The 25,447-nt window shown below is 66.6% G+C and carries 29 protein-coding genes and 2 tRNA genes; 13 read left to right on the top strand and 18 right to left on the bottom strand.

The window, feature by feature from the left end; all coding sequences use genetic code 11:
* The coding region (locus RIC54_RS12505) for a FliG C-terminal domain-containing protein (protein WP_350097316.1) at positions 1 to 184 on the top strand (184 nt) is incomplete at its 5' end.
* Position 185: 1 nt separating this feature from the next.
* On the opposite strand, the gene RIC54_RS12500 is transcribed toward RIC54_RS12505, so the two are convergent.
* The 4 genes from RIC54_RS12500 to RIC54_RS12485 form a co-directional block, all read right to left on the bottom strand.
* The gene (locus RIC54_RS12500; RefSeq protein WP_350151056.1) at positions 186 to 764 is read right to left on the bottom strand and encodes a LysE family translocator; all 579 of its coding nucleotides are present in this window, start codon (positions 762 to 764) and stop codon (positions 186 to 188) included.
* A gap of 217 nt (positions 765 to 981) precedes the next feature.
* Positions 982 to 1,073: transfer RNA gene (locus tag RIC54_RS12495), tRNA-Ser, on the bottom strand.
* 119 nt (positions 1,074 to 1,192) lie between these two features.
* Entirely contained in the window at positions 1,193 to 2,338 is a 1,146-nt protein-coding gene (locus tag RIC54_RS12490; RefSeq protein ID WP_350097546.1) for a trans-sulfuration enzyme family protein, read from the bottom strand.
* A 9-nt stretch (positions 2,339 to 2,347) separates the two neighbouring features.
* On the bottom strand, positions 2,348 to 2,995 hold the full coding sequence (locus RIC54_RS12485) for a hypothetical protein (RefSeq protein ID WP_350097544.1): 648 nt from the start codon (positions 2,993 to 2,995) through the stop codon (positions 2,348 to 2,350).
* A gap of 19 nt (positions 2,996 to 3,014) precedes the next feature.
* Between RIC54_RS12485 and RIC54_RS12480 the strand changes: the two genes are divergently transcribed.
* A complete protein-coding gene (locus RIC54_RS12480) occupies positions 3,015 to 3,620 on the top strand; it encodes a helix-turn-helix domain-containing protein (protein ID WP_350097542.1) in 606 nt (201 codons plus the stop codon).
* Between the two features lie 162 nt (positions 3,621 to 3,782).
* Here RIC54_RS12480 and RIC54_RS12475 read toward each other — a convergent pair whose 3' ends face one another.
* Together RIC54_RS12475 and RIC54_RS12470 are read right to left on the bottom strand one after the other, a co-directional pair.
* Positions 3,783 to 4,352: a PRC-barrel domain-containing protein gene (locus RIC54_RS12475; RefSeq protein ID WP_350097540.1), complete on the bottom strand. Its 570-nt coding sequence runs from the start codon at positions 4,350 to 4,352 to the stop codon at positions 3,783 to 3,785.
* Between the two features lie 334 nt (positions 4,353 to 4,686).
* Positions 4,687 to 4,878, bottom strand: a complete 192-nt coding sequence (locus tag RIC54_RS12470; RefSeq protein ID WP_350097538.1) for a hypothetical protein — start codon at positions 4,876 to 4,878, stop codon at positions 4,687 to 4,689.
* A 161-nt stretch (positions 4,879 to 5,039) separates the two neighbouring features.
* Here RIC54_RS12470 and RIC54_RS12465 point away from each other — a divergent pair, with 161 nt between their 5' ends.
* Both RIC54_RS12465 and RIC54_RS12460 read left to right on the top strand, forming a co-directional pair.
* Positions 5,040 to 5,981: a LysR family transcriptional regulator gene (locus tag RIC54_RS12465; protein ID WP_007680994.1), complete on the top strand. Its 942-nt coding sequence runs from the start codon at positions 5,040 to 5,042 to the stop codon at positions 5,979 to 5,981.
* Between the two features lie 149 nt (positions 5,982 to 6,130).
* Complete coding sequence (locus RIC54_RS12460) at positions 6,131 to 6,646, top strand: hypothetical protein (RefSeq protein WP_350097536.1); 516 nt, start codon at positions 6,131 to 6,133, stop codon at positions 6,644 to 6,646.
* A gap of 3 nt (positions 6,647 to 6,649) precedes the next feature.
* Here RIC54_RS12460 and RIC54_RS12455 read toward each other — a convergent pair whose 3' ends face one another.
* On the bottom strand, positions 6,650 to 7,978 hold the full coding sequence (locus RIC54_RS12455) for a hypothetical protein (RefSeq protein WP_350097534.1): 1,329 nt from the start codon (positions 7,976 to 7,978) through the stop codon (positions 6,650 to 6,652).
* A 60-nt stretch (positions 7,979 to 8,038) separates the two neighbouring features.
* Here RIC54_RS12455 and RIC54_RS12450 point away from each other — a divergent pair, with 60 nt between their 5' ends.
* Together RIC54_RS12450 and RIC54_RS12445 are read left to right on the top strand one after the other, a co-directional pair.
* The gene (locus RIC54_RS12450; RefSeq protein ID WP_350097532.1) at positions 8,039 to 8,848 is read left to right on the top strand and encodes an SDR family NAD(P)-dependent oxidoreductase; all 810 of its coding nucleotides are present in this window, start codon (positions 8,039 to 8,041) and stop codon (positions 8,846 to 8,848) included.
* Between the two features lie 58 nt (positions 8,849 to 8,906).
* A complete protein-coding gene (locus RIC54_RS12445) occupies positions 8,907 to 9,224 on the top strand; it encodes a hypothetical protein (RefSeq protein ID WP_350097530.1) in 318 nt (105 codons plus the stop codon).
* Here the strand turns inward: RIC54_RS12445 and RIC54_RS12440 are convergent.
* Both RIC54_RS12440 and RIC54_RS12435 read right to left on the bottom strand, forming a co-directional pair.
* Positions 9,221 to 10,402: a M20 aminoacylase family protein gene (locus RIC54_RS12440; RefSeq protein ID WP_350097528.1), complete on the bottom strand. Its 1,182-nt coding sequence runs from the start codon at positions 10,400 to 10,402 to the stop codon at positions 9,221 to 9,223. The genes RIC54_RS12445 and RIC54_RS12440 overlap by 4 nt on opposite strands.
* 126 nt (positions 10,403 to 10,528) lie before the next feature.
* Positions 10,529 to 11,719 (bottom strand): serine hydrolase domain-containing protein, encoded by a 1,191-nt coding sequence (locus RIC54_RS12435; RefSeq protein WP_350097526.1) that lies wholly within the window; start codon positions 11,717 to 11,719, stop codon positions 10,529 to 10,531.
* Between the two features lie 181 nt (positions 11,720 to 11,900).
* Between RIC54_RS12435 and RIC54_RS12430 the strand changes: the two genes are divergently transcribed.
* The 3 genes from RIC54_RS12430 to RIC54_RS12420 are packed head-to-tail and all read left to right on the top strand — an operon-like array spanning position 11,901 to position 14,304.
* Positions 11,901 to 13,280, top strand: coding sequence for an acyclic terpene utilization AtuA family protein (locus tag RIC54_RS12430; protein ID WP_350097525.1), 1,380 nt, complete (start codon positions 11,901 to 11,903; stop codon positions 13,278 to 13,280).
* The gene (locus RIC54_RS12425; protein WP_350097523.1) at positions 13,277 to 13,651 is read left to right on the top strand and encodes an AtuA-related protein; all 375 of its coding nucleotides are present in this window, start codon (positions 13,277 to 13,279) and stop codon (positions 13,649 to 13,651) included. Before RIC54_RS12430 ends, RIC54_RS12425 begins: the two co-directional genes overlap by 4 nt.
* Complete coding sequence (locus RIC54_RS12420; protein WP_350097521.1) at positions 13,648 to 14,304, top strand: peroxiredoxin-like family protein; 657 nt, start codon at positions 13,648 to 13,650, stop codon at positions 14,302 to 14,304. Before RIC54_RS12425 ends, RIC54_RS12420 begins: the two co-directional genes overlap by 4 nt.
* Before the next feature lie 58 nt (positions 14,305 to 14,362).
* Here RIC54_RS12420 and RIC54_RS12415 read toward each other — a convergent pair whose 3' ends face one another.
* A complete protein-coding gene (locus RIC54_RS12415) occupies positions 14,363 to 15,064 on the bottom strand; it encodes a hypothetical protein (RefSeq protein ID WP_350097519.1) in 702 nt (233 codons plus the stop codon).
* Between the two features lie 133 nt (positions 15,065 to 15,197).
* On the opposite strand from RIC54_RS12415, the gene RIC54_RS12410 reads away from it, so the two are divergent.
* Entirely contained in the window at positions 15,198 to 17,501 is a 2,304-nt protein-coding gene (locus RIC54_RS12410; RefSeq protein WP_350097517.1) for a xanthine dehydrogenase family protein molybdopterin-binding subunit, read from the top strand.
* Positions 17,502 to 17,529: 28 nt separating this feature from the next.
* Here RIC54_RS12410 and RIC54_RS12405 read toward each other — a convergent pair whose 3' ends face one another.
* The 3 genes from RIC54_RS12405 to RIC54_RS12395 all read right to left on the bottom strand — a co-directional run bounded on the left by RIC54_RS12405 (position 17,530) and on the right by RIC54_RS12395 (position 19,963).
* On the bottom strand, positions 17,530 to 18,327 hold the full coding sequence (locus RIC54_RS12405) for an enoyl-CoA hydratase/isomerase family protein (protein ID WP_350097515.1): 798 nt from the start codon (positions 18,325 to 18,327) through the stop codon (positions 17,530 to 17,532).
* A 1-nt stretch (position 18,328) separates the two neighbouring features.
* The gene (locus RIC54_RS12400; protein WP_350097513.1) at positions 18,329 to 19,303 is read right to left on the bottom strand and encodes an NAD(P)H-dependent flavin oxidoreductase; all 975 of its coding nucleotides are present in this window, start codon (positions 19,301 to 19,303) and stop codon (positions 18,329 to 18,331) included.
* Between the two features lie 69 nt (positions 19,304 to 19,372).
* Positions 19,373 to 19,963, bottom strand: a complete 591-nt coding sequence (locus tag RIC54_RS12395; protein WP_350097511.1) for a TetR family C-terminal domain-containing protein — start codon at positions 19,961 to 19,963, stop codon at positions 19,373 to 19,375.
* A 72-nt stretch (positions 19,964 to 20,035) separates the two neighbouring features.
* Here RIC54_RS12395 and RIC54_RS12390 point away from each other — a divergent pair, with 72 nt between their 5' ends.
* On the top strand, positions 20,036 to 20,449 hold the full coding sequence (locus tag RIC54_RS12390) for a VOC family protein (protein ID WP_350097509.1): 414 nt from the start codon (positions 20,036 to 20,038) through the stop codon (positions 20,447 to 20,449).
* 3 nt (positions 20,450 to 20,452) lie between these two features.
* On the opposite strand, the gene RIC54_RS12385 is transcribed toward RIC54_RS12390, so the two are convergent.
* A complete protein-coding gene (locus RIC54_RS12385; RefSeq protein WP_350097507.1) occupies positions 20,453 to 21,592 on the bottom strand; it encodes a CaiB/BaiF CoA transferase family protein in 1,140 nt (379 codons plus the stop codon).
* Entirely contained in the window at positions 21,589 to 22,431 is an 843-nt protein-coding gene (locus RIC54_RS12380; RefSeq protein ID WP_350097505.1) for a fumarylacetoacetate hydrolase family protein, read from the bottom strand. Before RIC54_RS12380 ends, RIC54_RS12385 begins: the two co-directional genes overlap by 4 nt.
* A 186-nt stretch (positions 22,432 to 22,617) precedes the next feature.
* Between RIC54_RS12380 and RIC54_RS12375 the strand changes: the two genes are divergently transcribed.
* Both RIC54_RS12375 and RIC54_RS12370 read left to right on the top strand, forming a co-directional pair.
* Positions 22,618 to 23,178: a PAS domain-containing protein gene (locus tag RIC54_RS12375; RefSeq protein WP_350097503.1), complete on the top strand. Its 561-nt coding sequence runs from the start codon at positions 22,618 to 22,620 to the stop codon at positions 23,176 to 23,178.
* 119 nt (positions 23,179 to 23,297) lie between these two features.
* Positions 23,298 to 23,373: transfer RNA gene (locus tag RIC54_RS12370), tRNA-Lys, on the top strand.
* A 74-nt stretch (positions 23,374 to 23,447) separates the two neighbouring features.
* Here the strand turns inward: RIC54_RS12370 and RIC54_RS12365 are convergent.
* The 3 genes from RIC54_RS12365 to RIC54_RS12355 all read right to left on the bottom strand — a co-directional run bounded on the left by RIC54_RS12365 (position 23,448) and on the right by RIC54_RS12355 (position 25,424).
* Positions 23,448 to 23,897: a PAS domain-containing protein gene (locus tag RIC54_RS12365; protein WP_350097501.1), complete on the bottom strand. Its 450-nt coding sequence runs from the start codon at positions 23,895 to 23,897 to the stop codon at positions 23,448 to 23,450.
* 389 nt (positions 23,898 to 24,286) lie between these two features.
* Positions 24,287 to 24,838, bottom strand: coding sequence for a superoxide dismutase family protein (locus tag RIC54_RS12360; RefSeq protein WP_350151054.1), 552 nt, complete (start codon positions 24,836 to 24,838; stop codon positions 24,287 to 24,289).
* 19 nt (positions 24,839 to 24,857) lie between these two features.
* On the bottom strand, positions 24,858 to 25,424 hold the full coding sequence (locus tag RIC54_RS12355; protein WP_350097497.1) for a hypothetical protein: 567 nt from the start codon (positions 25,422 to 25,424) through the stop codon (positions 24,858 to 24,860).
* Positions 25,425 to 25,447: the final 23 nt, after the last annotated feature.

The raw sequence follows: 25,447 nt of genomic DNA, 5'->3' as shown, positions 1-25,447 counted from the left end.
CTTCTCCAACATGTCGGAACGCGCGGCCAAGCTGATGCGCGAGGACATGCAGTCGCTCGGGCCGATCCGCCTGAAGGACGTGGAGGAGGCGCAGCAGGCGATGGTGCAGTCGGCCAAGGACCTGTCCGACCGCGGCGAGATCGTCATCGGCGGCTCCGGCGGCGACGACCAGCTGGTGTTCTGATTCAGCCGATTTGCTGCCTCGGCCAGCCGGCCAGGACGACCACGATCATCAAAGCCAGCGCCATCAGCTTATTGATGACTGACTGAGTGGCCGGCGACAGGTCCAGCCGCTTCAACGATATCCCGGCCCAAAGCCAGATCAGATGCACGGGAACCCACAGCGTATTCAGGATCGCGAACTTGACGACCACCTCAAGGACCGGATCGCCCGGCATGAAATGAAAGCCCGAAAACAGCGTCGTGTTGACCGCATAGGATTTCGGATTGATCAGCTGCAGTCCGATCCCGCCGAGCACGCCCGGCGCGCTGCGGCGTTCGACGAAGGCGATGCGCGCGCCTGCCCACCCGATGCGGAAGGCGAGGTAGGAGAGATACAGCAGCGATCCGTACAGCAGCACCGGCCCGACGATCGGATCGGCCAGCACGATCGCCGCAATGCCGCTGACCACGAGAATGGCCGCGGCATTGGTCCCGATGTTGAGGCCGATCAGGAACCGGATCCCTGGACCCGCGCCGAAACTCGAGCCGATCCCCGCCGTCGTCAGCACGCCGATCCCAGGCGTGATGATCAGGAAGAACAAGGCAACCGCATAGCTGATCATCGTCCGCAGGACCTTTCGATGGTGCCGTCACATCAGATCATGCGGGGGAGCGGGACGGTATCATCGTGCCGTAGGCGGTTCCCCGGTCCCGCTCCATGGCAGTTTTGTCATCTGACGCACAGAGGCGACGACGTCCCGTGCCCTGGCGATCGAGCGCACTTTTGTGGGTTTGTTGAGCAATATCAATAGGATAAATTGGCGGAGGGGATGGGATTCGAACCCACGATAGGGAGTTACCCCTATAACGGTTTAGCAAACCGCCGCCTTCAGCCTCTCGGCCACCCCTCCGCCGGGAGGGCATCCGGTCCCGAGGGACCGCACGGCGTATGCGCGCCCCTTCTACGGGCCGGAGGTTCCCGGCGTCAAGCCGGGTGAATGCCCCTTCCCGCCGAACCGCCCCCAACCGATCAGCCGTCGAGAGCCTGGGTCAGGTCGTCGATCAGGTCCTGGGTATGCTCGATCCCGACCGCGAGGCGAATCAGGTCGTCGGGCACTGGCGTTCCCGGCCCCTCGGTCGAGGCCCGGTGCTCGGCGAGGCTCTCGGTACCGCCCAGCGAGGTGGCGCTGTGGAACACCGTCATCCGGCGCATCGCCGCCAGCGACGCCTCTATGCCGCCGGCCACCCGGATTGACAGGATGCCGCTGTAGCCACCGACCATCTGGCGCCTTGCCACGTCGTGCCCCGGGTGATCGGGCAGGCCCGGATACAGCACGTGGCTGACCTTCGGGTGCCGGTCCATCGCCTCGGCGATCGCCTGGGCGTTCTCGCACGCCTTGCGCACCCGTATGTGCAGCGTGCGCATGCCGCGCAGCAGCAGCCACGCCTCCTGCGGCCCCATCACCGTACCGAGATCGCGGCGCACCTGCTCGATCCTCTCCCAGTAATCGTCCTTGACGGCGGTCACCAGCGCACCGGCCAGCACGTCGCTGTGGCCGTTCAGGAACTTGGTGGCCGAATGCATGACCAGGTCGGCACCGTGTTCCAGCGGCCGGGTCAGCACCGGAGTCGCCACCGTGCTGTCGACCGCAAGGCGGGCACCGGCCGCGTGCGCGATCTCCGAAGCCGCTGCCAAGTCGACGATGCCCCACAGCGGGTTCGCCGGGGTCTCGACCCACACCAGCTTGGTCTTGCCGGGACGCATGGCGGCCCGCAGCTCATCCAGGTCGTGGGCGTCCACGAACTGCACGTCCAGGCCCCAGCGGGTCGCGAACGTCTTCAGCCAGCGCCGTACCCCCCAGTACATGACGTTCTGGACCACCACATGATCGCCGGGCGCCAGCGCCAGGAAGGGCGCGGTCACCGCCGACATGCCGGACGCCATCACCAGCGCATCGGCCCCGCCTTCCAGGCGCTGCAGCAGCGCTTCGACCTGGGTGTAGCTCGGGTTGTCGTTGCGCGAGTAGCTGAATCCGGGACCGCTGATGCCGCCCGGAGGCCGCTCGAACGTGGTGGCGTGGTGCACCGGCGGAACCAGCGCCTTGTTCTCAGGATCGACGAAGCCCAGCGCCTGGGCCGCCAGTGTCTCGGGAGCAAGATCGTGATTGCGGGTCATGAAGCGGTCCTAGGGTCGGTTGGCAAAATAGACGGCGGCTGGATAGTACGCGACGCACGACGCCCGGTCGGCACACGCCCGGTCGGCGTCGGACGCGCCAATCATGATCGTGGAGCGCGACGACACCCCATGCGCGGCCAGCAGCGCGACCAGCGCGGCGGCGCGGGATTCGAGATCGGCCGCGTTGCATTGGCCATCGATCCGGGCGCCGACAGCGGCGACGACCGCATCGACGACCTCCGCACGCTCACCTGCGGCAACGAGAAAAATCGTCGGCCTGCTCAGCGCGGCCAGCCGGTCCGTCACCGCCGGCAACCACTGGATCTCATCCTCGGTGTCCTGCACGCTGTGCACCAGCGTACCCGAGACGGCGAACGCCACCGCCGTAGGGGTGCGACCGACGTCCATCAGGATCAGGGCAAGCTGCCGGTAGGTCAGGCCGAGTTCGGCAGCCCGGCGCAACCGCAACTTCACTACTTCGGGGCTCGGCGTCTGCCAGACCTTGGCCTGGGCACGGCGCCAGCAATGCAGCCCCCACCGAGTCGCCATCGGCGGCCCGTTGTTGTGACCGATTCCGATCGGCACGACGGCCGCAAGCGGCCGGCCGCGCAACCGCGCCGCCATCTTCGCCGAACCCGGCCTTGACGCAGACCGCACCACAAGCTCCACTATAGAAATGATTAATTCTTCTATAGAGGAACACCTTTCGCCTGTCGACGGCGACCTGGACCTGCGCGCGATCGGCAATCGGGTGCGCGCGCTGCGCAAGGGACGTGGCGACACGCTCGCGAACCTCGCGGCCCGCGCCGATCTCAGTGTCAGCATGCTGTCGGCCGTCGAGCGGGGTGAGAAGGCCGCAACGGTCCTGGTCCTGCATCGCATCGCAGGAGCGCTCGGATCGACGATCGCCCGCCTGGTCGAAGACGAGACCCCGGTGCGGGCAACCGTGCTGCGGCATGACCGGCAGATCGTCATTCCCGGCGAAGGTGGCTGGACCCGGCGGATTGTCTCGCCGGTGGTGCCGGGCATCGAGTTCGAGATGATGCAGACCACCCTGCCCCCCGGCGTCAACGCCGGGGAATATGGCCCGCACCAGGCTGACAGTCAGGAGTATCTGCTGGTCCTCGAGGGCGAGCTGACACTAACGCTCGATGGCACCGAGCACCGTCTGGCGGCCGGCGATGCGATCCATCATGACGGCCAGTGCCGGCACGGCTACCGAAACGACGGTCCAGTCACCTGTCGATACGTGCTCGCGATGTTCGATCGCCCAAGACCCTGACAAGAAAAAGCGGCACCACCTGCTGCAGTGCCGCGAGGTTGCGGCGCACCGTGTTTCGCAGAACAGCCGCGGGAGGGAGTCTCACGGCTGCAACCGCCGTCGGGAGCAGGGGAATGATCACGACGTGTCGGCACACCGGGTCCGACGAGCCAGTACCAGCCGCTACTTGCTCTCGTAGGCCGGCAGGCTCTTGAGCTGGGTCTCGGTAAGTTCGGTGCGGACCACGCCCTTGCCGCTCGGCGTGAGGGAGTCGACCGGCATCAGGACGTAGCTCTCGCCAATTCCGAGGAACCCACCGAGCCCGACGACCGCCTGGGGTCCGCCCACGGGCTGGTCGATGACTTTCTCGACATTGCCGACGACATCGCCGTCGAACGAGATGACCTTCGCCCCCTCAAGCTGAAGGGCAAGCGCCTGCGAGGAACCTGATTTCATGCCGGAGCTTTCGGAGGTTGATTTGGCCCTGGTCGGGGTTTCCGAGGCAGCGCCGCTTCCGACCAGCATCACCCGGTCGCCCCCGCCGCCGGCTTGGTCGCCCGCCTGGCCCGCGGCACCCCGGGCGAAGATCATTCGAGTGCTCCAGTCAGGCCGGGATACCGGCAATGGCACTCGATTCTCGACGTTGACCAGCTTCTGGCTGGTCGGCTGATCGGCCATGCCACCCGCCGCCGGCACCATCAACGTTGTCCCAAGCACAACAGCAGAAGCGACAACCGATATCTTGCTGGCCATGTTCGATCTCCACGCTGTGTCGATCCGGATATCGGTGTTCCCCGGTATCCATCCGAAGTAGGTAGGACAACAAGGTGGGTGAAAAAAACAAAGATTAGAATACCTTCACTGTTTGATTACAGTTCGAACACAGTTTCACGACAGCCGTGTTATTGCCGTGTACAGGACAGTGCAGATCCAAAAAAAACGGCACCGCAGGGTGCGGTGCCGTTGAAGTCCGACGTGTGGATCGCACCAGCCGGTGACGGGAGGGACAGTGTCACCGGGTCTGTCGTTCCTTGGAGCGATAGAGGACGCTCCAACTATGCGATCGACGCGTCGGCTGGGGGACTGATCAGGCGTGGGCGCCGCAATCGCTGCAGCCGAGGCGCACCGTGGCCCGGCGTCCGACCGCACCCGAAACGGTGCGGATCAGCCAATGGCCAATCGATGCGAAGCCGGTGCGGATGGCACGGCCTTGGAGCTGGCGGCCCTGTGCGGCGAAACGCGCAATGTCGGCGCTTGAGTACGAAGTGGTGCGGGTCATGTCTGCCTCCTGTAACGCTGAAGGCGGGGCGTCGGCCGAACGTTCCCGTCTAACTGACGAGGAAGGTAGACACTTTATTCGTGGCGGATAATGAGATAGGATACGATCTCATTGGTGCCTTCAAAGAATTAATTACAAAAAAGCACGGGGGAGACGCACAGGTGGACGTGTTAACCGGTATGACAATCTTCGTGGCGGTGGTCGAGAACAGCAGTCTCGCCGGCGCCGCCCGCCACATGAACCTCTCACCCTCGGTGGTCTCCAAGCAGCTTTCCGCACTCGAAGACCGTCTCGGCGTGAGACTGCTGAACCGCACGACACGGCGGGTCAGCCTGACCGAGGTCGGCTCGGCGTACTACGAGCGCAGCAAGCGCATCCTGGCCGACGTCGACGAAGCGGAAGCGGCTGTGTCGACCGCCCACAGTTCGCCGCGCGGTCTGCTGAAGATCACCGCGCCCTCGACCTTCGCGCACCGCCACGTGGCGCCGCACCTGCCCGGCTTCATGGACCGCAATCCGGAAGTCCAGGTGCAGATGCTGGTGGCCGACCGGCTGGTCGACTTGGTCGAGGAGGGTGTGGACCTTGCAATCCGAATCGCCCAGCTGAAGGATTCGTCGCTGATCGCGCGAAAGCTGGCGCCGAACCACCGCAAGCTCGTGGCAGCTCCCGACTACCTCGCCAAGTGGGGCACCCCGGCCCGGCCGGAGGAGATCACCGATCATGCCTTGATCAGCCTGCAACCCGGTAGCCCGATCAACGACTGGCATTTCGTGGTCGACGGCGAAGAAACGGTGATCCGCGCCCGCGGCGCGATCGCCACGAACCACGGCGACTCCATTCTGGCACTCGCGCTGTCGGGCGCCGGCCTGGCGATGCTTGCAGCGCACGTCGTCGGAGAGCACATCAAGGCGGGCCGCCTGATCTCGGTGCTCGACGAGCATGTGCGCGAGGACGTCCCGATCTACGCGGTGTATCCGTCCAACCGGCACCTGTCGCCGAAGGTCCGGGCCTTCGTCGACTATCTGGTCGAGATGTACGGCCCGCGGCCGTACTGGCTCGACTACCTGCCGGACAACCGGGCGGCGAGCGCGGCCGCCGACTGATCTGCACGTTCTGACCGGCCCATACGGGCGCCATCACGCGCCTGTGCGGAAGCGTGATTGAATTGGGTGTTTCCCATTGCGGACTGCTCGGCATTGATCGGGCAATCGGGTGCGGCCCACGCCGCGGCCTGCGCATCAGGGAGGCACACATGCCGCACGCCACCGTCGACCACACGGACATCCCGTTCATCGGCACCTTGCTCAGGCGTTTTGAGCTCGACGCCGCCACCCTGCGCAACCTCTGCATCGGCGGGGCGGCCGGCCTTGCCACCTGGGAACTCTTCGCCCGGCTGCTGACCCCGCAGGTCATCGGTGGCCCCCTTGAGCCGGCCAGCCTGATCATCAGCCTGTTTGAGAACCTGGTCGGCCTGAACCCGGGGCGTCCGGCCGCTGAAGCCCTCCACTACGTCACCGGGATCGCGCTCTACCCCCTCGCCTACTGGGTACTGACGAGACTGGCGCGCAGCCTGGGCCCGACCCTTGATGGCATCCTCTGGGGCATCGCCACCTGGATCATCGCGCTCGGCCTGTTCGCTTCGCTCGCAGGCCTGCCCTTCATGCTCGGCTTCATCCCGTTGAGCTGGATGTCGCTGGTCGGCCACATGCTGTACGCCATGGTCGCAGTGTCGGTGTTCTTCGAACTCCGGAGCTTGGGACGCTCCTGACCGCTATCCGGTCAACTGGGCATTGAGGGCGGTCAGGACGACCGTCACAAAGATCCCGAACACCAACGCGAACAGCAGGTTCGGGCCGATAGCGAGCCCGACCTGCGGGGTCCGGAACATCTGGGCGGCGGCGACCAGCGACAGCGAACTGATCGAGTTCATCGCCCCGATGCCCCAGCCGAACAGCATGGCGGCCATCAGCGGCAGGTCCGCGATCGCCAGTCCCGAACCGGCGAACGCCGCCATCATCACGGTGCCGGTGATCATCGGGTGCATGCCGATGATGGCCAGCAGCACCATGGAACCAGAGGTCGCCCCAAACGCCGCCCAGGGCGGCAGGTGCATGGCAATCCAGGGGGCGATCACCTCCCGAATCGGAGGGGCCGTCTCGGCCAGCGTGCCGAGGATCATCGCCGCCGACACGATGACAAGATCGTCGCCCATCCGGCCCATGGCGTCGCGGGTCTCGGCCAGGACCGGCACAATCCGGTGCGGACGGGTGATGAAATGCAGGATCGCCAGCGCCGGCATCACCACCAGCACCGCACCCAACGTCGATACCGGAAGCACCTGGCTTGCCAGCACCACCAGCGCGGCCGAAGCCCCCATCGGCAGCGCCACTGGTGCGAGGCAGCCGAGCCCGGCCCGCACCCCTTCTATCGACAGCGGGCGGGCAAACATCAGCAAAGCGATCGTCAGCCCGGACGCCGCAAGTGCGCCGCCCAAGGAGAACATCTGCCAGACGGGCACGTTCGGCAGATAGGTATAGGCAACCGCGAAGCCGACCAGGAACGGCGAGTACAATGCGACCGTGTTCATCCCCCGCAGGGCCGCCAGTGCGCCCGCCCGCCGATCCGCATCGGACGCCGTGTCGGGCACAACCGAGCCCATCAGGGCGAACGCGCCGGTGGTCAGGACCGAACCAAACACATGGGCGCCGAACAGCAGTCCGATGCCGGCCCAGCGCGCGGGCAACCCGGCGATCCGGTGCTGGGCCACCCGCACCGACGGCAGGCCGCGGGCGACGGCGCGCGTGAGGGCCAGGGTCGGCAGCAAGCCCGTAAAGATGAGGCTGCGGTCCAAGCCGTGCAGGATCTCGTCGGCATCGGCGCCGAGCACCAGAAGCCCTGTGCTCAACGCAGCGATCAGTGCGAACACCAGGAGAGTCTCGCGCCGGGCGTCCAGGACCGACAGCACCACGACGCCGCCCAGCGCCGCCGCCGCCGCGCGGTGCAGCCAATCGGCATCGATCCAGAGCAGGGCAAAGGCGGCGGCCCAGATCGCCAGCAGCACCGGCGGTCGCCACCGCCGGTTCAGAGCGGCGATTGTCATCCCCCCGACCGTCGCGCACTGTCGTGGGCAAAGCAACGATCGATACTAAAGGAGAGACCAATGGCCGACCCGAAGACGACTGGACGCCTGCAGGACAAGGTCGCCCTGGTCATGGGAGCGGGCTCATCCGGCCCGGGATGGGGCAACGGCAAGGCGACTGCGGTCAGTTTCGCCCGTGCCGGCGCCAAGGTGGTCTGCGTCGATCTGGTCGCCACATCGGCCCAGGAAACCGCGGGGATCATCACGGCTGAAGGCGGCGACGCCGTCGCCCGGACCTGCGATGTCACCGACTCGGCCGCAATCAAGGCCGTCGTCGACGACACGGTCGCCCGCTGGGGACGGGTCGACATCCTCCAGAACGTCGTCGGTATCGCCAAGATGGGTGGCCCGATCGAACTCGACGAGACCGAATGGCGGCAGGTGATGGACGTCAACCTGACCAGCGTGTTCCTGGCCTGCAAGCACGTGCTGCCGGTCATGCTGCAGCAGCGCAAGGGCGCGATCGTCAACATCTCCTCGGTCGCCGCCATTCGCTGGGTCGGCTATCCCTACGCCTCCTACTATGCCTCCAAAGGCGGCCTGAACCAGTTCACCTGCGGATTGGCGCTGCAGTACGCCGCCCAGGGAATCCGGGCGAACGTGATCATGCCCGGCCTGATGGACACCCCGCTGATCCGCACGCAGATTGCCGGCCAATACGACGATGTCGATACCATGATCCGCGAGCGTGACGCCAAATCGCCGACCGGCAAGATGGGCGACGCGTGGGACGTCGCCAACGCCGCGGTTTTCCTGGCATCCGATGAATCGAAGTATATCAACGGCGTCTGCCTGCCAGTCGATGGCGGCCATCATCTCAAGATCGGATAGAATCGACCAAAGTCGGTGCTAGACTGAGGTCACCAAAATCGGACCGAAGGACTCGATGATGCCCGATCAGCAACAACCTGCCGGCCCGCCGTCGGACATCAAGATTGTCGTCGATCCGCACTGCTCCGACATCTTCATCGACGGCGTGATCGGAGCAACGGTCCGGGACGGAATCGTCCGAATGAACCTGGTCAACATTCGCTCAAAGCCGGACGGCCGCGAACAGGAGCACGCCGTGGTCGGACGTCTGATCCTGTCACGGTCGGCAGCGCGTAACCTGCACAACGCCCTTGGGCAGGTCATGAGCAGCCTGTATCGCCGCGAGGACCGGGCGGCGGCCGCGCCGGCCGAACCGGAAGAGACCGAACAGCCCTAGGACGCGCGCGGCAGCTGGGTTTCGACCAGCCGCGCCCAGAACGATGCTCCGTGCGGCAAGGCCGCATCGTTGAAGTCGTAGCCGGGGTTGTGGACCATCACACCGCCGTCCTTGCCCACGCCGTTGCCGATGTTCACATAGGCGCCGGGCCGTGCGTTCAGCATGAACGCGAAGTCCTCCGACCCCATGACCGGGGCGGGACTTGTGTCGACATTCTCTTCGCCGAACAACTCCTTCGCGACGCCGGCACACAGTTCCACATGCTCGGCATCGTTTGACAGCGGTGGATAGCGGCGCTCGTAGCGAACGTCGACCGATGCGTCGAAAGCCGCGGCCACGTTGTCGCACAGCCGCCGCATCGTCGCCTCGGTGCGATCCTGCACTTCGGTCCGGAACGCCCGAACGGTCCCGCGCAGCACCACTGTCTCCGGGATGACGTTCCAGGTATCGCCGCCGTGTACCTGAGTGATTGACACCACCACGCTGTCCAGCGGATCGATGCTGCGGCTGGCGATCGTCTGCAGCGCCTGAACGATGTGGGCCTGCACGACGACCGGGTCGATGGTGGTGTGCGGCCGGGCGGCGTGACCGCCATACCCGTGGATGACGATCTCGAAGATGTCGAATCCGGCCATCGCTGCCCCGGATCGCATGCACATCTTGCCAAGCGCGAGTCCCGGGCGGTTGTGCATTCCGTAGACCGCGTCGACCGGGAAGCGCTCGAACAGCCCTTCCTCGACCATCACCCGGCCACCGCCCTCGTTCTCCTCCGCCGGCTGGAAGATCAGCACCACGGTACCGTCGAAATTCCGGGTCTCGGTCAGATACTTGGCGGCACCCAGCAGCATGGTGGTGTGGCCGTCATGGCCACAGGCATGCATCTTGCCCGGCAGCGTCGAGGCCCACGGCTTGCCGGTCGTCTCGGTGATGTCGAGAGCATCGAAATCGGCGCGCAGACCAATGGTCTTCGACGAGGTGCCCTGACCCTTGATGGTCGCCACGATCCCGGTCTTTGCGATACCGCGCTCAATCCGGTCGACGCCGATCTCGGCAAGGCGCTTGGCGATGAAGTCCGACGTCCAGACCTCTTCAAACGCGGTCTCGGGATGACTGTGCATCTCGCGGCGCCACCGGGTCAGTTCCTCGTGAAACTCAGCAATACGGTTGATGACGGGCATCGCGGGGGACTCCGGGGACTGATTGTCGGGCGTGCAAGTCGACTGGTGGGAGGCGAAGCTTAAGCGCAGCCACGGTCGCCCGGCAACGCCCCAGTCGGCAATCCCAAGACGACCAGCGCTCAGCGTCTATGGTGCCGCCGCGTAGACGGCGTCGCGTACCGCCTCTCGGATCGGACCATTCATGCCCGACACCGCGGTGTTGGTCATGGTGACGACGGTCAGACCGGCGGCTGGATCGACGAACCAGTTGTGACCATAGACCCCGCCCCAGCGCCAGGTTCCGGCGGTCTGCGGCGTCGCTGCAGCTACCGGATCGACCAGCACCGCGACGCCGAGCCCGAAGCCCCAGCCAGCCCCGATGCCCTGGTGCGCCATGTCGCCGACATGGTTGGTGGTCAGCGCGGCGACGCTCTCGGTGCTCAGGACCGCTCCACCCCCTGCCCGCAAGGTCTCCAAGAGCCCCAGCGCTTCGGGTGCCGTTCCGACCATCCCAGCCCCGCCCGACGGATAGGCGGCCCGGTCGCCAGCCCGCGAGGGAGCGAACCGTATGGCTCCGTCACCGAACGGCAGCGAATGGGGATCAGACATCCGAACCGGCCCATCCGGCGTGTCGGCGTATGGCACTGCGAGTTCATCAGTCGATTCGGCGATGAAACCGGAATGACTTAGGCCCAACGGATCGGTGACGGACTGGCGGACCACGTCCGACAGGCGCTGCCCGGCCGCTTGTTCCAGAACCCGGCCCAGCACGTCGGTGGCCAGCGAGTACAGCCACGCAGAGCCGGGCTGGAACATCAGCGGGACCGAAGCAAGGCGCCGCAGGTTCTCGTCGAGATCGATGCCCGGCCGATCGATTCCGTCGGACACGCCGGCCGTGTGGTAGGCACCGCCCGGTCCCTGGAAAAAGCCATAGCCCAGGCCGGACGTGTGAGTGAGCAGGTGACGGACGGTGATCACTGCGTCCGAGCCGTCTGCCAGCCGTGGCCGGAACGCCGGAAGCCACCGGTTGACCGGCGCGTCGAGATCCAGCGTGCCGCGCTCGGCCAACGCCAGCGCAGCCACGCTCACGAACGGCTTGGTCACCGACGCCAGCCGCATCGGCGTATCGACGGTCATCGGCCGACCGTTCTCCCGATCGGCCAGCCCCAAGGCTCGGCGATAGACCAGGGCGCCGTCGCGCGCGATCAACGTCACGGCACCGACGATCAAACCGCCGTCGACGAACCGATCCAGCACTGGATCCACGCGGGCGGCCAGCGCGGGGTCGGGCCGCTCGGGGATCGCGGCTGCAGCTCCTGCGGTGGTTGGCTCGCGCATCATAGGCTCCCGGAGCGAAGACGACAGGCGCTGGCTGTGTGGCAGCGCCTCAAGAACCAATGACACAGGCGGGGCCGCTCATTCCAGACATCTGCTGCAATCGGGTGTTTCGATGCGGCGGTGCGGTGGGCTAGGCTGAAGCGCGACACTCGTCGCCCGATCCATCGGAAGGACATCTGACGTGACCGCCAAGACCGTACACATCGGCTGTGGAGCCGGATTCGCCGGCGACCGCTGGGACGCCGCCGTTCCGGTGGTAGCCACTCTCGCCCGCCGTTCGGGGCCGCGCTACCTGATGTACGAGACCCTCGCCGAACGGACCCTGGCACTGGCCCAGCAGGCCAAGATCGAGAATCCGGCGGTCGGCTACTCGCCCTATCTGGAGCGGATCCTGCGCCCGGTCTTGAAGTCGGTGAAAACCGCCGGAATTCGCGTCGTGTCGAACTTTGGCGCCGCCAATCCGCTTGGCGGTGCCCACAAGATCCTGGAGATGGCCAGGGAAGAAGGCATCTCCGACCTGAAGGTCGCGGTGGTCGAAGGCGACGATCTGACGACCGTGATGACCGAGGCCGACATTCGCGGCCATGCCCCGGTCGAGGGCATTGCCATGCCGGAGGGACGGCTGGTTGCCGCCAACGTCTACCTCGGCGCCCAGGCGATTGCGGATGCCTTGGCCCTTGGTGCCGACATCGTGGTGGTCGGGCGCTGCGCCGACCCGGCGCTGGCCCTCGGCCCGCTGCTCCACGAGTTCGGCTGGTCATTCGACGAGCTCGACCGGATCGCCGCCGGCACCATGGCCGGCCACCTGCTGGAGTGCGGCGCCCAGGTCACCGGCGGCTACTTCGCCGATCCGGGCTACAAGGACGTTCCGGACTTCGGGCATGTCGGGTTCCCGATCGCCGAGATCGACATCGACGGCACCGTCGTGATCGGCAAGGCCGAGGATACCGGCGGTCTGGTCAGTTCCCGCACCGTCAAGGAGCAACTGCTGTACGAGATGCACGATCCGTCGGCGTACCTGACGCCTGATGTCACCCTCGACATCTCAAGCGTCCGGGTCGAGGAGATTGGGACCGATCGTGTCCGGATCACCGGTGCGCTCGGCAAACCCAAGCCTCCGACGCTCAAGGCGACGATCAGTTTCGAGGGCGGATGGCTCGGCGAAGGCGAGATCACCTACGCCGGACCGAACGCCCGGCGCCGCGCCGAGCTGGCCATCGACGTGCTGAAGACCCGGGTGCGCGACCTCGGCACCAACTGGCCGCTGCGATTCGACCTGATCGGCACGGTCGCCACGTTCGACGGAGACGGTGGCGACCTGCGCAGCGGCCGCGAATGGCCGGATGACGGCGAGTACCGCGTCCGCATGGCGACGCACGGCGGCGACAAGAAGATGGCCCAGTGGATCGCCGACGAGGTGTTGGCGCTGTACTGTTCCGGCCCGGCCGGCGGCGCCGGCGTTCGGCACCGGATCGCACCGCAAGTCACCACCGCATCGATCCTCGTCGATCGGAGCCGAGTCAAGGCCAGCGCCCGTTTGGTCGAAGGGACCGGATCATGAGCACTTCGGACCGCATCATCCGGGTTCCGCTGCACGAAGTCGCGCACGGCCGGACCGGCGACAAGGGCAACCGCGTGAACATCAGCGTCATTCCCTACCGGGACGAGGCGTGGCCGTTGTTGCTCGAGCAACTGACGCCGGAGCGGGTGAAGGCCTGGTTCGCCGCCAAGGGCGCCGGGACCGTCATGCGCTACGAGCTTGCCAACCTGCCGGCCATGAATTTCGTCATCGACGATGTCCTGCAGGGCGGGGTGAACGGCGCGCTGAACCTGGACGGACACGGTAAGTCCCTCGCCTTCCACCTGCTGTCGATCCCGGTCGACGTGCCGGAGCGGCTGGCCCTGCACCCGGAAAAGGCTCGGCCCCGGTGACGCCCCTCGCCGACCGGCTCAACGCCAACACGGTCGCCCGCCGCAAGGTACTCGCCCCTGAGGACTGGCAGACCATCGACGGTTCGATCCATGCGCTGAAAGCAACGGGCATCCAGAACCGCGTTCTGGCGGTCGGCGACCGCGCACCTGACTTCGTCCTGCCCACTGCTTCCGGCGTCCCCGTCAGTTCGGCCGACCTGCGGGCCAAGGGGCCGCTGGTGGTGAAGTTCTATCGCGGGGCCTGGTGTTCGTACTGCAATGTCGAGGTCCGGGCACTGATGGAGGTGCTTGGCGAGATCCGCGCACTGGGCGGAGACATGGTTGCGATCTCGCCGGAACAACCCGACGGCGCCGGCGGCATGGCGGAAAAGCACGCCCTGGACTTTCCGGTGCTGTCGGACGCCGGCAACGCGGTCGCCCGGCAGTACGGGTTGGTGTGGCAACTGCCGGACCATGTACGCGAGTTCTACGGCCGCATCGGCCTGGACCTGCAACGCGCGAACGGCGACTCCAGTTGGGAGTTGCCGATTCCAGGCAACTTCGTGATCGACGCCGATGGCGTCCTGGTCGATGTGTTCGCTGACCCCGACTACCGCATCCGCCAGGAGCCGGGCGATGTGGTCGCGGCGGTCCGGCGCGCGATCAAAGGGTAAGCCGTCCTATCCGCTGCTGCTGACGAAACGTCGCACCTCATCGCGCCGACAAGCGCGATCACGTCTGCTCAGTCACCGATTTGGGGATCGGCATCAGCCGACGACGGACTTCCCGCTCGTTGCTGGTGAGTTGGTCGATCTCGCTGGTCGTCAATGCGAGTGAACACGACGTCAGCTCCTCGCTCCATCCCGGCACTTTGGTTTCGATCGCCGCCTGCACCGCGCGCTTGTGGGTGGCGTCGCTCAGCGCCGCCTCGTAGTCGCCTTCGACGTCCTTGGCGCGCAGACTGAGATACCCCGCGTGGTCGGGCAGCATCTGGGCCAGTGTCGGGATGACGATGTCGACATAATTCTGGTCGGCCTCGATCCGGGTCGTGGAGCGGACCCCGACGAAGCTCCATCCCAGCGCGCCGCCGAACCGATAGCTGCCCAGTTGGCAGACTTCGTAGACATACTGCGCAGGATAGTTCGCCGCGAGTTCGTCGATCATCCGCAACGCCTTGGCCGGGTTCCGGTAGGTGTCGCGCAATGCCCGGAAGGTCGCCTCCACCCGGCCCTTGTGACGCATGAAGAACGCGTAGTCGACCTTCAGGCCGTTCAGATGCCGATCGGCAAGGCGCGCCTCGTCGCGCGCTTTCTCCAAGGCCTTGTAGGCGTGATTCAACAGCTTCACGTACGACCGGAACGTGGTGATCCGATCACCGGCCTTCTTCGCGTCTTCGTGAAGGTTGGAGAGGGTAACCGGCAGGTGTTCCGACATGCGGTGTGGTGGTCCAGGTGGTCCAGAACGATCGAGCCGCCCATGATAGCAAAACCAGCTCGGCGGGGGCTGGAAAACCGAATGTCATCCGTGCGACGCTCGCCGCCTCATCATAGCACCCCGAACAGGCCCCATGCTGCGCTTTGAAGACGACCGATTGCTGACCGGCCACGGCCGATATGTCGACGACCGCACCCCGGACGGCACGCTGACCATGATGCTGCTCCGCGCACCGATCGCCAACGGAACGATCACCCGGCTCGACGTCGACGCAGCACGCACGATGCCGGGCGTGCGCCTTGTCATGACCGCCGCCGATCTGGACGGCCTGGGGGTCGGCCCGATGACCTGCCGGTCGGTGATGGCGAACAGCGACGGCTCGCCGATGGTGCAGCCCGAGCGTCCGGTGCTTGCCCGCGATTCGGTCAAGTATGTCGGACAACCGGTGGTCGCGGTCGTCGCGGACAACGAGGCGGCCGCCTTGGACGCGATCGAGGCGATCGAGGCCGACTTCGACGAGCAGCCGGTCGTGCTGGACCTTGAGGCCGCCGTCGCCGAGGGTTCCGACGCGCTGTGGCCGGAAGCCCCCGGCAACGTCGGCATCGACTGGGAGAAAGGCAACCCGGCCGACACCTCCAGCGCGATCGCCAAGGCGGCGCATGTGGTCGAGCTGACCGTCCGGCACCCGCGAATCGCCATCGTGCCGGTCGAGACCCGCGGCTGCATCGGGACCTTCGATACCGATGGCGAGCGCTACACCCTGTGGACCCCGAGCCAGGGCGTGGTGTCTTTGCGCGGCGCCATGGCCGACTATCTCGGCGTGGCACACGACCGGGTCCGGGTGATCACCGAGGATGTCGGCGGCAGCTTCGCGGTGAAGATCTGGCCTTATCCCGAGCAGGTCTTGGTCCTTGCCGCCGCCAGGGCCGCGGGAAAGCCAGTGAAATGGATCTCCAGCCGGACCGAGGGCATGGTGTCGGACGCCATGGGCCGCGGGCGGATAGACCGGGCGACGCTGGCGCTGGACGCAGACCTGCGGTTCACCGCCTTCCGGATCGACGCGCTGGCCGATGTCGGCGCCTACTGGAACGCGGTCAACGCCACCATCGTGACGTCGGGCGCGGTCCGGGTGTTCGGCCATTGCTACAAGATTCCCGGCCTGCACTACCGGGTGCGCGGGGTGTTCACCAACGCGGTGCCGACCGACGCCTATCGCGGCGCCGGCAAGCCGGAGACGGTGTCCACCCTGGAGCGGCTGATCGATGTCGCCGCCGACCGGCTCGGCATCGACCGGGTCGAGTTGCGGCGTCGCAACCTGGTTCAGCCAACCGACCTGCCCTACGGCACCGCGATGGGCGAGACCTACGACGGCGGGGACTTCCCGGCGGTACTGGACCGGATCCTCGGCGACGCCGACTGGGCCGGATTCGCGCAGCGGCGGGCGGAGAGCGAGGCCAGGGGCATGCGCCGCGGCCTCGGTCTCGGCCTGCACCTGCACGCGACCGGCGGTTCGGTCGCCGAGCGAAGCGAGGTTCGCGCCTTGCCCGACGGCACCGTGCTGGTGCGGACCGGCACCCAGGATTCCGGCCAGGGCCACCGCACGGCGCTGGCGATCATCGCCGCCGAAACCCTGGAGGTTCCGGTCGAGCGCATCCGGGTTGAACAGGGCGACAGCGATTTCCTGGAGAAAGGCGGCGGCACCGGCGGATCGAACCTGCTGTCGATCGCCGGCAACACCGTGCACCGTACCGCCCTGCAGATGCTTGACCAGGCCAAGCAGGTGGCGGCCCACCTGCTGGAAGCCGCCGTGCCGGACATCGAGTACGGGTTCGGCGAGTTCCGCATCGCCGGCACCGACCGGACCATCGCGCTCGGGGACGTGGCGGCCGGCTGGGACCGCATCCCGGCCGACCAGCGCGACGGCGAGCTCGGCTCCGGCTGCGTCGCCCAGCTCGACTTCGAAGGGCTGCACACCACCTTCCCGAACGGCGCCTACGCGGTCGAGGTCGAGGTCGACCCGGACACCGGCAAGGTGCGCGTCGACCGCTTCACCGGCGTCGACGACCTGGGCCGCATCATCAACGAGCCGACCGCGCTCGGCCAGTTGCACGGCGGAATTGCCCAGGAGATCGGCGAAGCGTTGCTGGAATCAGTCCACTACGACCCGGAGAGCGGTCAACTGCTGTCCGGGTCGCTGATGGATTACTGCCTGCCGCGGGCCGACGACATCCCGTTCATGAAGCTCGGCTGGGCACCGACCGCCAGCCCGAACGCCCTGATCGGCGCCAAGGGAGTCGGCGAAGTCTCATCGATCGGCGCGCCCGGCCCGGTGATGAATGCGGTACTGGACGCCCTGCGGCCGCTCGGCATCGAGCACCTCGACACCCCGCTCACCCCGGAAACCGTCTGGCGGGCGATCTCCGAGGCGTCCGGCTGATACCCGGTCGGCGGGCAGCGCCGGCCGGTCAGCGACCCTTGTAGACCGGCTTGCGCTTCTCGTTGAACGACCGGATGCCTTCCAGGCGGTCCTCGGTGCCGACCGTCCGGTTGTAGGCTTCGATCTCGAAGTCGTAGCCGTTCTTCTGGTCCATCTGGATAGAGGCGTTCAGCGACTTCTTGGCCTGCCGGATCGAGATCGGCGCGTTCCCGGCGATCGTCCGGGCGGTGTCCAGCGCCTCGTCCATCAGCGCGCCGTCGGCGCAGATACGGTTGATCGCGCCCCAGGCCAGCGCCTCGTCCGCCGTGAACGGCCGGCCGGTCAGCACGATCTCCTTGGCCCGACGCAGTCCGACGGCGCGTGGCAGGGTCTGGGTGCCGGCCGCGCCCGGCATGATGCCGAGCGTCACTTCGGTCAGCGCGAAACGGGCGGTCGGTGCCGCATAGGCGAAGTCGCAGCCCAGCATGATCTCCAGCCCGCCGGCGAAAGCGGCCCCGTTGACCGCCGCCAGGATCGGCACCGGGCAGTCCATCTGAGCTTTCACCATCTGCTCGAACAACGCGTGCTGACGGCGCCAGTCCTCGTCGGTCATGCCGTTGCGTTCCTTGAGGTCGCCGCCGGCGCAGAACGCCTTGTCGCCGCGCCCGGTCAGGACCACGCACCGGATCGCGCCGGGATCGCGGTACAACTCGACCCACAAATCCCGCAGATCGAAGCCCATCTGGGTGTTCAGCGCGTTGCGAACGTCCGGGCGGTCCAGTGTGACGACCAGGACATGCTCGTCCACGGTCTCCAGCGTCAGGGTCTCGAACTCACGGGTCTGCACGTCACGTCTCCTCTTGCTCGATACACCGCACGCCGTGGCGCAACGCCATCTCGGCCTCCTGAACCATGCGACGCACCAGGTCGCCGGCCAACGGAACGTCGCGGATCAGGTCGGTCGCCTCGCCGACCACCACCGGCGCTTCGTTCAGATCGCCGGTCTCGACCGCTCGGGCGAACCCGGCCAGCACCTCGTCCAGGGTTTCCAGCATCGCCTCTTCGCGGCCATGCCAGCGGTCGGTGAATTGGTTGCGCAGGGTCCGCAGGCGGAACCGCGTCGGCCAGGCGTAGCCACGCGCGCGGTCGTACACGCTGGACTGGACCGTCTGGTCGCCGGAGGCCGCAACCGCGCGCTGCTTGGCTTCCGGCCGGACCTGGGCTTCCACCGTCGCGTAGAAGCGCGAGCCGACCAGTACGCCGGCAGCTCCCATCGCAAGAGCGGCGGCGAGCCCGCGACCGTCCCCTACGCCACCGGCCGCCACCACGGGAACGGAGGGCACAGCGTCGACGACCGCCGGCACCAGCGCGAACGTGCCGCGGCTCGCGCCGTGCCCGCCGGCATCGGCGCCCTGGGCCACGACGACCTGGGCGCCGGCTTCGGCAGCGCGCTTCGCGTCGGCCACGGTCTGGACTTGGCAAATCGCCATGGCACCGCTTTCGCGGATCAGGGCCAGATACGGCGCCGGGTCGCCGAACGACAGCATCACCGCCGCCGGTCGTCGCGCCAGGGCTGCCTCCAGCACGGCAGGTCGCTCATCCAACCGCCAAGTGATGAAACCAATACCGGCGCGAGCGTTGCCCAACGCCGCCCATTCGCGGTCGATCCAGCCGGGGTCGATGTAGCCGCCGCCGACCAGTCCGAGTCCGCCGGCCTGCGACACCGCACCGGCCAACGCTCCTCCGGCGATGCCCGCCATCGGCGCGCTCAGGATCGGATGCTCGATTCCGAGGAGTTCGGTGAGAGGGGTACGCAGGGTCATCGGGGTTCCGTCGCGGTCGTTCCGCCGGAAACCTAGCACGCTCCGACAAGGGGCATAGTGGGTTGGGCGCTACTCGCTGAAAAGCCGCTTCACAAGGTCATCCACGGCCAAGTCGACGGCCCGCTTACGATCGGCATCATCGGGCGCGTCCGCCAGCCACAGCGCCGCCTCGTTGCAGGCGCCCGACAGCAGCGTGGTCAGGGCGTCGACATCACGGCCGTCACTCCCCGCCAACGCCTCGCTGACCCCTTCTCGCAACAGGCGGGCGCTGTAGGCGCCGTCGATCTCGCGCCAGCGCCGCCAACCCAGCACCGCCGGTCCGTCGACCAGATAGATCGAGCGTGCGTCCGCGCTGAGGCAGGCATCCAGATAGGCCCGCATGCCGTCGGCCAACGCGTGGCCTGGTGACGCCGACCGGCTGGCAGCCGCCGCGACCGCGTCGTGCACTTCCGCCGCAACCGCCTCGACCACCGCCGCCAGCAACGCCGCCTTGTCGGGAAAATGATAATACAGCGCACCGCGCGTCACGCCGGCGCGGCGGACCACCGCCTCGGTAGCAGCGGCCGCAAAGCCGTGTTCCACGAACTCGCCCCGGGCGGCGGCCAGCAGCGCGTCGCGGGTCGCAGCACGTCGTTCGGCCTGCGAGCGTTTCTCTTGCATACCTGCAGCCTGTATGTTTTATATACCGACAGTATGTTTGTAACACGAATGCGCCCCAAGGAGGAACCTGAGATGCGCCTGACCGACCTTTATCCGATCGTGATGACCGACCAGTTGTCCGCCTGCCGGCGCTTCTGGGTCGAGCAGATCGGCTTCTCCGTGGTGTTCGAAGCATCGTGGATCGTGGTCCTGGCATCTGCCGGCGAACAACGAATGATCGCGTTCATGACACCGGACCACCCCTCGACCCCGCCGGGCCGCGAGTGCTTCGATGCCACCGGCCTGCTGTTGACGCTGGAGGTCGACGACGTCGACGCCGAGCACGCCCGATTGTCGGCGGCCGGGCTGGCGATCGAACACGGCCCGGTCGACGAAGCCTGGGGACAGCGTCGCTTCCTGGCCCGCGACCCGGCCGGAATCTGGGTCGACGTGGTCAAGCAGATCGCCCCGGCCGAAGGGTTCTGGGAGCGCTATACCGCCGCCTGACTCCTACCCGTCGCCGCCGAAAACCGCCTCGGTGTCCGCCCCCAGTATCGGTGGGCCGGATCGCTGGGGCGGTCGCGCGCCGTTGAACGCCAACGGCAGGCCGACCAGTTCCCAACCGTCCGGGGTGGTCTCCACGATGCCGAGCGCCTCGGTCTGCGGGTGGGCAACCACTTCGCTGACACTCTGCAGCGGCGCCGAGGGCACGCCGGCGGCGTCCAGCCGCTCCTGCCAATGAGCGCGCGGCTGTGTGCGGGTGACCGCCTCGATCATCCCGACCAGGGTGTCCAGATTCTCCCAGCGCCGCTTGTTGTCGGCGAACCGCGGATCGCCCGGCCACTCCGGATGGCCCAGCACGCCCGCAACCTTGGCGAACAACCGGTCGCTGGGTGCTGCGATGATCAGGTGGCCGTCAGCGCACGCGAACGCTTGATACACCGACATGCCGGGCGACCGGGTTCCGGGCCGGCGCGGATCGCGGCCGGACGCGACGAAACCGGAGACGTGATAGGTCATCCAGCCCAGCGCGGTCTCGTACAGCGACACGTCGATCCGGCCACCCTGCCCGGACGCATCGCGGCGGCGCAGCGCCGACAGCACGCCGATCACCGCCCACATGCCGGTACCCATGTCGATCAGCGAGGTGCCGACACGCACCGGGTCGTTGCCCTCATGGCCGGTGACGCTCATCAATCCGCCGAACGCCTGCATCAGCGGGTCGTACCCCGGCTTGTCAGCCAGCGGGCCGGTGCGGCCGAACGCGCCGCTGTCGCAGTAGATCAACCGCGGATTGGCCGCCATCATCGCCTCGGCGCCTATGCCATAGCGCTCGGCCAGACCCGGCCGCAGGTTCTGCACCACCACGTCGGACCGGCCGATCAGGGTGGCCAGTCGGGCCCGCTGGTCGGCGTCCTTATAGTCGACGGTGACCGAGCGCTTACCGGCGTTCAACGCCGTGAAGATCGCCCCGAATCCCGGACGGCGTTCCGGTGGGATCCAGGCCCGGGCGTCGTCGCCGCCGTCCGGCCGCTCGACCTTGACGACCTCGGCTCCCAGCGATGCCAGGATCCAGCAGGCATACGGTACGGCGACACTGCCGCCGAGTTCGACGACCCGGATGCCCTGCAGCGGCAGTTCCTCGGTCATTCCGCGGCAACCGTGTTCCGGAGCGTGCCCACCCCCCCGATCTCGATCTCGATGACGTCTCCCGCCTTCATCCACACCGGCGGAGTGCGCCTTGATCCGACGCCGCCCGGGGTACCGGTGGCAATGACGTCACCCGGCACCAGTTCGGTGAAGGTCGAGGCATAGGCGATCAGCGCCGGGATCGGGAACAGCATATCGGCGACCGTCGCATGCTGCATGACCGCTCCGTTCAGGCGCGCTTCCACAACCACCGCTCCCAGGTCCCGGATCTCGTCGGGCGTCGACATCCATGGGCCGAAGCCGCCGGTGCCGACGAAGTTCTTGCCAGGCGTGAACTGGGTGGTGTGGCGCTGCCAGTCTCGCACGCTGCCGTCATTGTAGGGTGCATAACCAGCCACGTGTTCGAAGGCACGCTCCGCCGGGATGTGCCGGCCGGCCTTGCCGATCACCACCGCCAGTTCCGCTTCATAGTCCAGCTTGTCGGAAACCGCCGGCTTGATCATCGGCTGGCCATGAGCGACCTGCGAATTGGCAAACCGCGTGAAGAACGTCGGGTATTGCTGCTCCGGGTGGCCGCCCTCCTGGCGATGGTCGTCGTAGTTCAGGCCGACGCACAGGATCTTGTCCGGATCGGTGATCACCGGCAGCAGCGTCGTTCCGTCAACGGTCCGGTCGGCGGAACGGCCGGCGAGCGAGCGTTGAACCTCTTCGAGGCCGCCGGCAGCAAGCGCGGCCTTCACGGTCGGAAACACCCCGGTCGCATCGATCAGTCCTTTGCCGTCGGCCGTGACCAAGCCCCAGGCCGGCTGTCCGTCCACGAGATAGCTCGCGACCCGCATGACCCCTCCTCCAGATGAGATTGTTCCGTGGCCGGAGAACCCGGCGCCGATAGCCTCGCGCCCGCCGCTTGCGACGTCAACCGGTTGGCCGACTCCGACGGGCTGCGATGGTTCGTGCAGGGATTCATCGCGTCGGAGCCCATGAATCGCTAGTGTGACGGCGGTATCCGAATCGTCGCGGTAGGCATGCCCGAGATCGAGCCTGAAATGCGAAACCGCGAGAACGCGGACCGACGCCGTCCTGAGATCGAACGGCGCGTTGATCAGGTTCGCTCGTCGGCTCAGATCGCCGTGACCGAACTGCGCTACCATGGCCTGCGGGCCCTCGCCGAGGCCTGGACGCGCGCCGCCGACGACGAAGGACTGTCGCCGCCGAGCAGGACGAGTTTCCAACCATCCGATACCGTGGCTGCGTTGGGACGCATCACCGTCCTGGAACGCGCGCCGGCCGTGGATGGCTCCGGTCAAACTTGGCGTTACCGTCTGGTCGGCACCGAGATCACGATGGCGCTGCAAGCCGAGATCACCGGCAAACCCCTCGAGCACCTGCACGTTACCCTGGCCGACATGCTGCGCCGCCAGTTTGATCAGGCTGCGGCAGAAGGCGTGCCGCTGGCCTTCACAGTCCACGCGATCGTCGATCATCGCCCCTACGGCTATGAAAAGGTGGTCCTTCCGGTTCGCAGCACACCGGACGCCGCCGTCGACCAGATCGTGGTCGCCAGCTACCCGATCGACGCGGCATAGCAACAACCTCGGAACCTTCATGGAGTGCCGACCGAGGTATCGACAAAGCGGAATCGGTCCGCTATAAGGCCGCCTCTCCTAGGGGTGCTGGCGGGTTTCCGCCGGGTCCCGGCTTAGATGGGCGCATAGCTCAGTTGGTAGAGCAGCTGACTCTTAATCAGCGGGTCCAAGGTTCGAGTCCTTGTGCGCCCACCATCTAAGCAGTTGAAGAATCAATACATCCATCCGCCGACGACGGGCACCACTGCGGTGCTTTGTCGTTCTGGCTTCTAAACGGCGACGATCCGGCCATTCCGGTCAAGCGGTGTTGTCCCGACGAGCAGGCGAACGACGTTGTTCGCTTCGTCCCTGAGCGGCAGCGCAAGTCGGGGCCACCGGGTCGTCATCTCCGCCATTGCCGGCTGCCGTTCGGTGTACAGCGGCACGCCCCGGCGTGCGCAAGCCAGGCTGGAAGCAATCGCAAACTCGGTCGCATACGAACTCGCGGGATGCGCCGACATGAGCCTGCCCGTCATGTCGAAGCCCGACGTCCGGGCGATTGAACTGCCGAACAACCGGTACCGAAACTCTCTTCCGTCGTCGGTTCGCTCCAGGATGATCACGAAACCCAGCGCCGCCCGGAAGTTCAGCGGATCGACCCATCGGTAGTCCGGCAAGGCATCTTCGCCACAGAGGGCGAGCCAATAGGACAGCAGGGCGCGGAGCGGTGCGGACGGCAACTCGTCATCCTGAGGCTTCCACGATACAATCGGTAGTGGCAATTCATTGCGCGCAAACGCAGCCGCAACGTCCGCGAGTTCGCCGTCGGCGATCTGATCTGTCCAATCTGCGATGCGATGCCAGTTGAGGACGCGTGAATCTGCGGGCATGGGGTCCTGAGCGGCGTCCGGGTCAAATGGTGCGGTGTACCAGAGAACCGCCCGGAGAAGACGTTACAACCGCTCCGAGTTCGTCAAAGCCAAGCGGCATACATCAAGCCTCACGCGGAGAACCCAATGATGTCAATAAACTGTCTGCATGAGCTGATTGGCGCCCAACGCAACTCACGTATTGCGGAGCGGCCCGTCGCTGTTGAACATCCATCGGCCGATCGGACTGCATCGAGGGCCTATTGCTTCAACACACCACAAGCGATGCGGTCTCCGGCATTGCCGGAAGGCTGGCTCATATAGTCGTCGGCGTCAGCATGGATCACAACGGCGGAGCCGTCGTCATCGAACAGGCCCACATCCTGGAACCAACTTTTGCGGGAGGACCCCGCGGCGATAAACGCTTCGAATTTCAGATTGCCGCCGCTTCCCACATGAATGTTTGGCAGGTCCCCCGGATGCGCCCCGCCTCTGGTCAGCACACCGTGCTGGTGCTCGCCGGCCAGATGACCGCCCGCCGACTTGAAGCCGGACGCCGCATCGCAGGATCCGGTCTCGTGGATGTGGAAGCCGTGCGCGCCAGGCGGAAGACCGGCGCCGGTAACCGTCAACCACACCGCGCCGGAAGCAGTCTCGCGAAGCTCGACCGTGCCGACGTCCCTGCCGTCAGCGTCCTTGAGCTGGGCCGAAGCGGTCGATGCCTCCGCATCCGCGCTCGCCGCCGACAACAGCAGCGCAATTCCGCTTCCCAGGAGCTTTGTGGTCATTCTCATCGCAATCTCCGTTTCCATGCTCTGTCAGGGCTCTCCGCTACGATTCGCGGGCCGCTTCGGGTCTCATTGGATGGACATGAATGTTCGCGCCGCCATGCCGGCTCATGATCTCCCGTGCCTTTGCTTCTTCTGACGGGTGGTGCAGCTTCGCCCAGAGCAGCACCCCGCCATGCTCGATCTGCTGGTTGAGAAAATGGTTTCTATTCTCCCCGGCGACGCTGGCCACGCCTTCGACCACCGCCGCCGCGCCGCCTCCGGCCACCGCCGCGCCGACAACCGCGGCGAGCGCCGTTCCACCGGTCAGGATGGTTGCCCCGGACGCCGCGAACGCGGCCATCACACCCGCCATGCCTGCCGCCAAGGTGCGGCCCTGCCTGACATCCGGCTCGGAAATGACCGCCTGATGGTCGTCTTTGGCATCATCGGCCGCCACCCGAGTATCCGCGGGCGCAGGGTCGGCGGCGATCACGCCGTGCTGGGCCAGGAGGCTCAACTCGGAGCGATCCCAGCCGGAACTGGTCAGCGCGCTGATCGCGCTCTCAAGGGCTTCGGATGACGGAAACGTGCCAACAATCTCGACGATCGGCTGTGGGTTCTGACTCATGGACTCCTCGCTTTTCTGAGTCG

The organism is Thalassobaculum sp., assembly GCF_040219215.1.
GTDB lineage: Bacteria > Pseudomonadota > Alphaproteobacteria > Thalassobaculales > Thalassobaculaceae > Thalassobaculum_A.
This window is presented reverse-complemented; position numbering and strand designations above follow the sequence as displayed.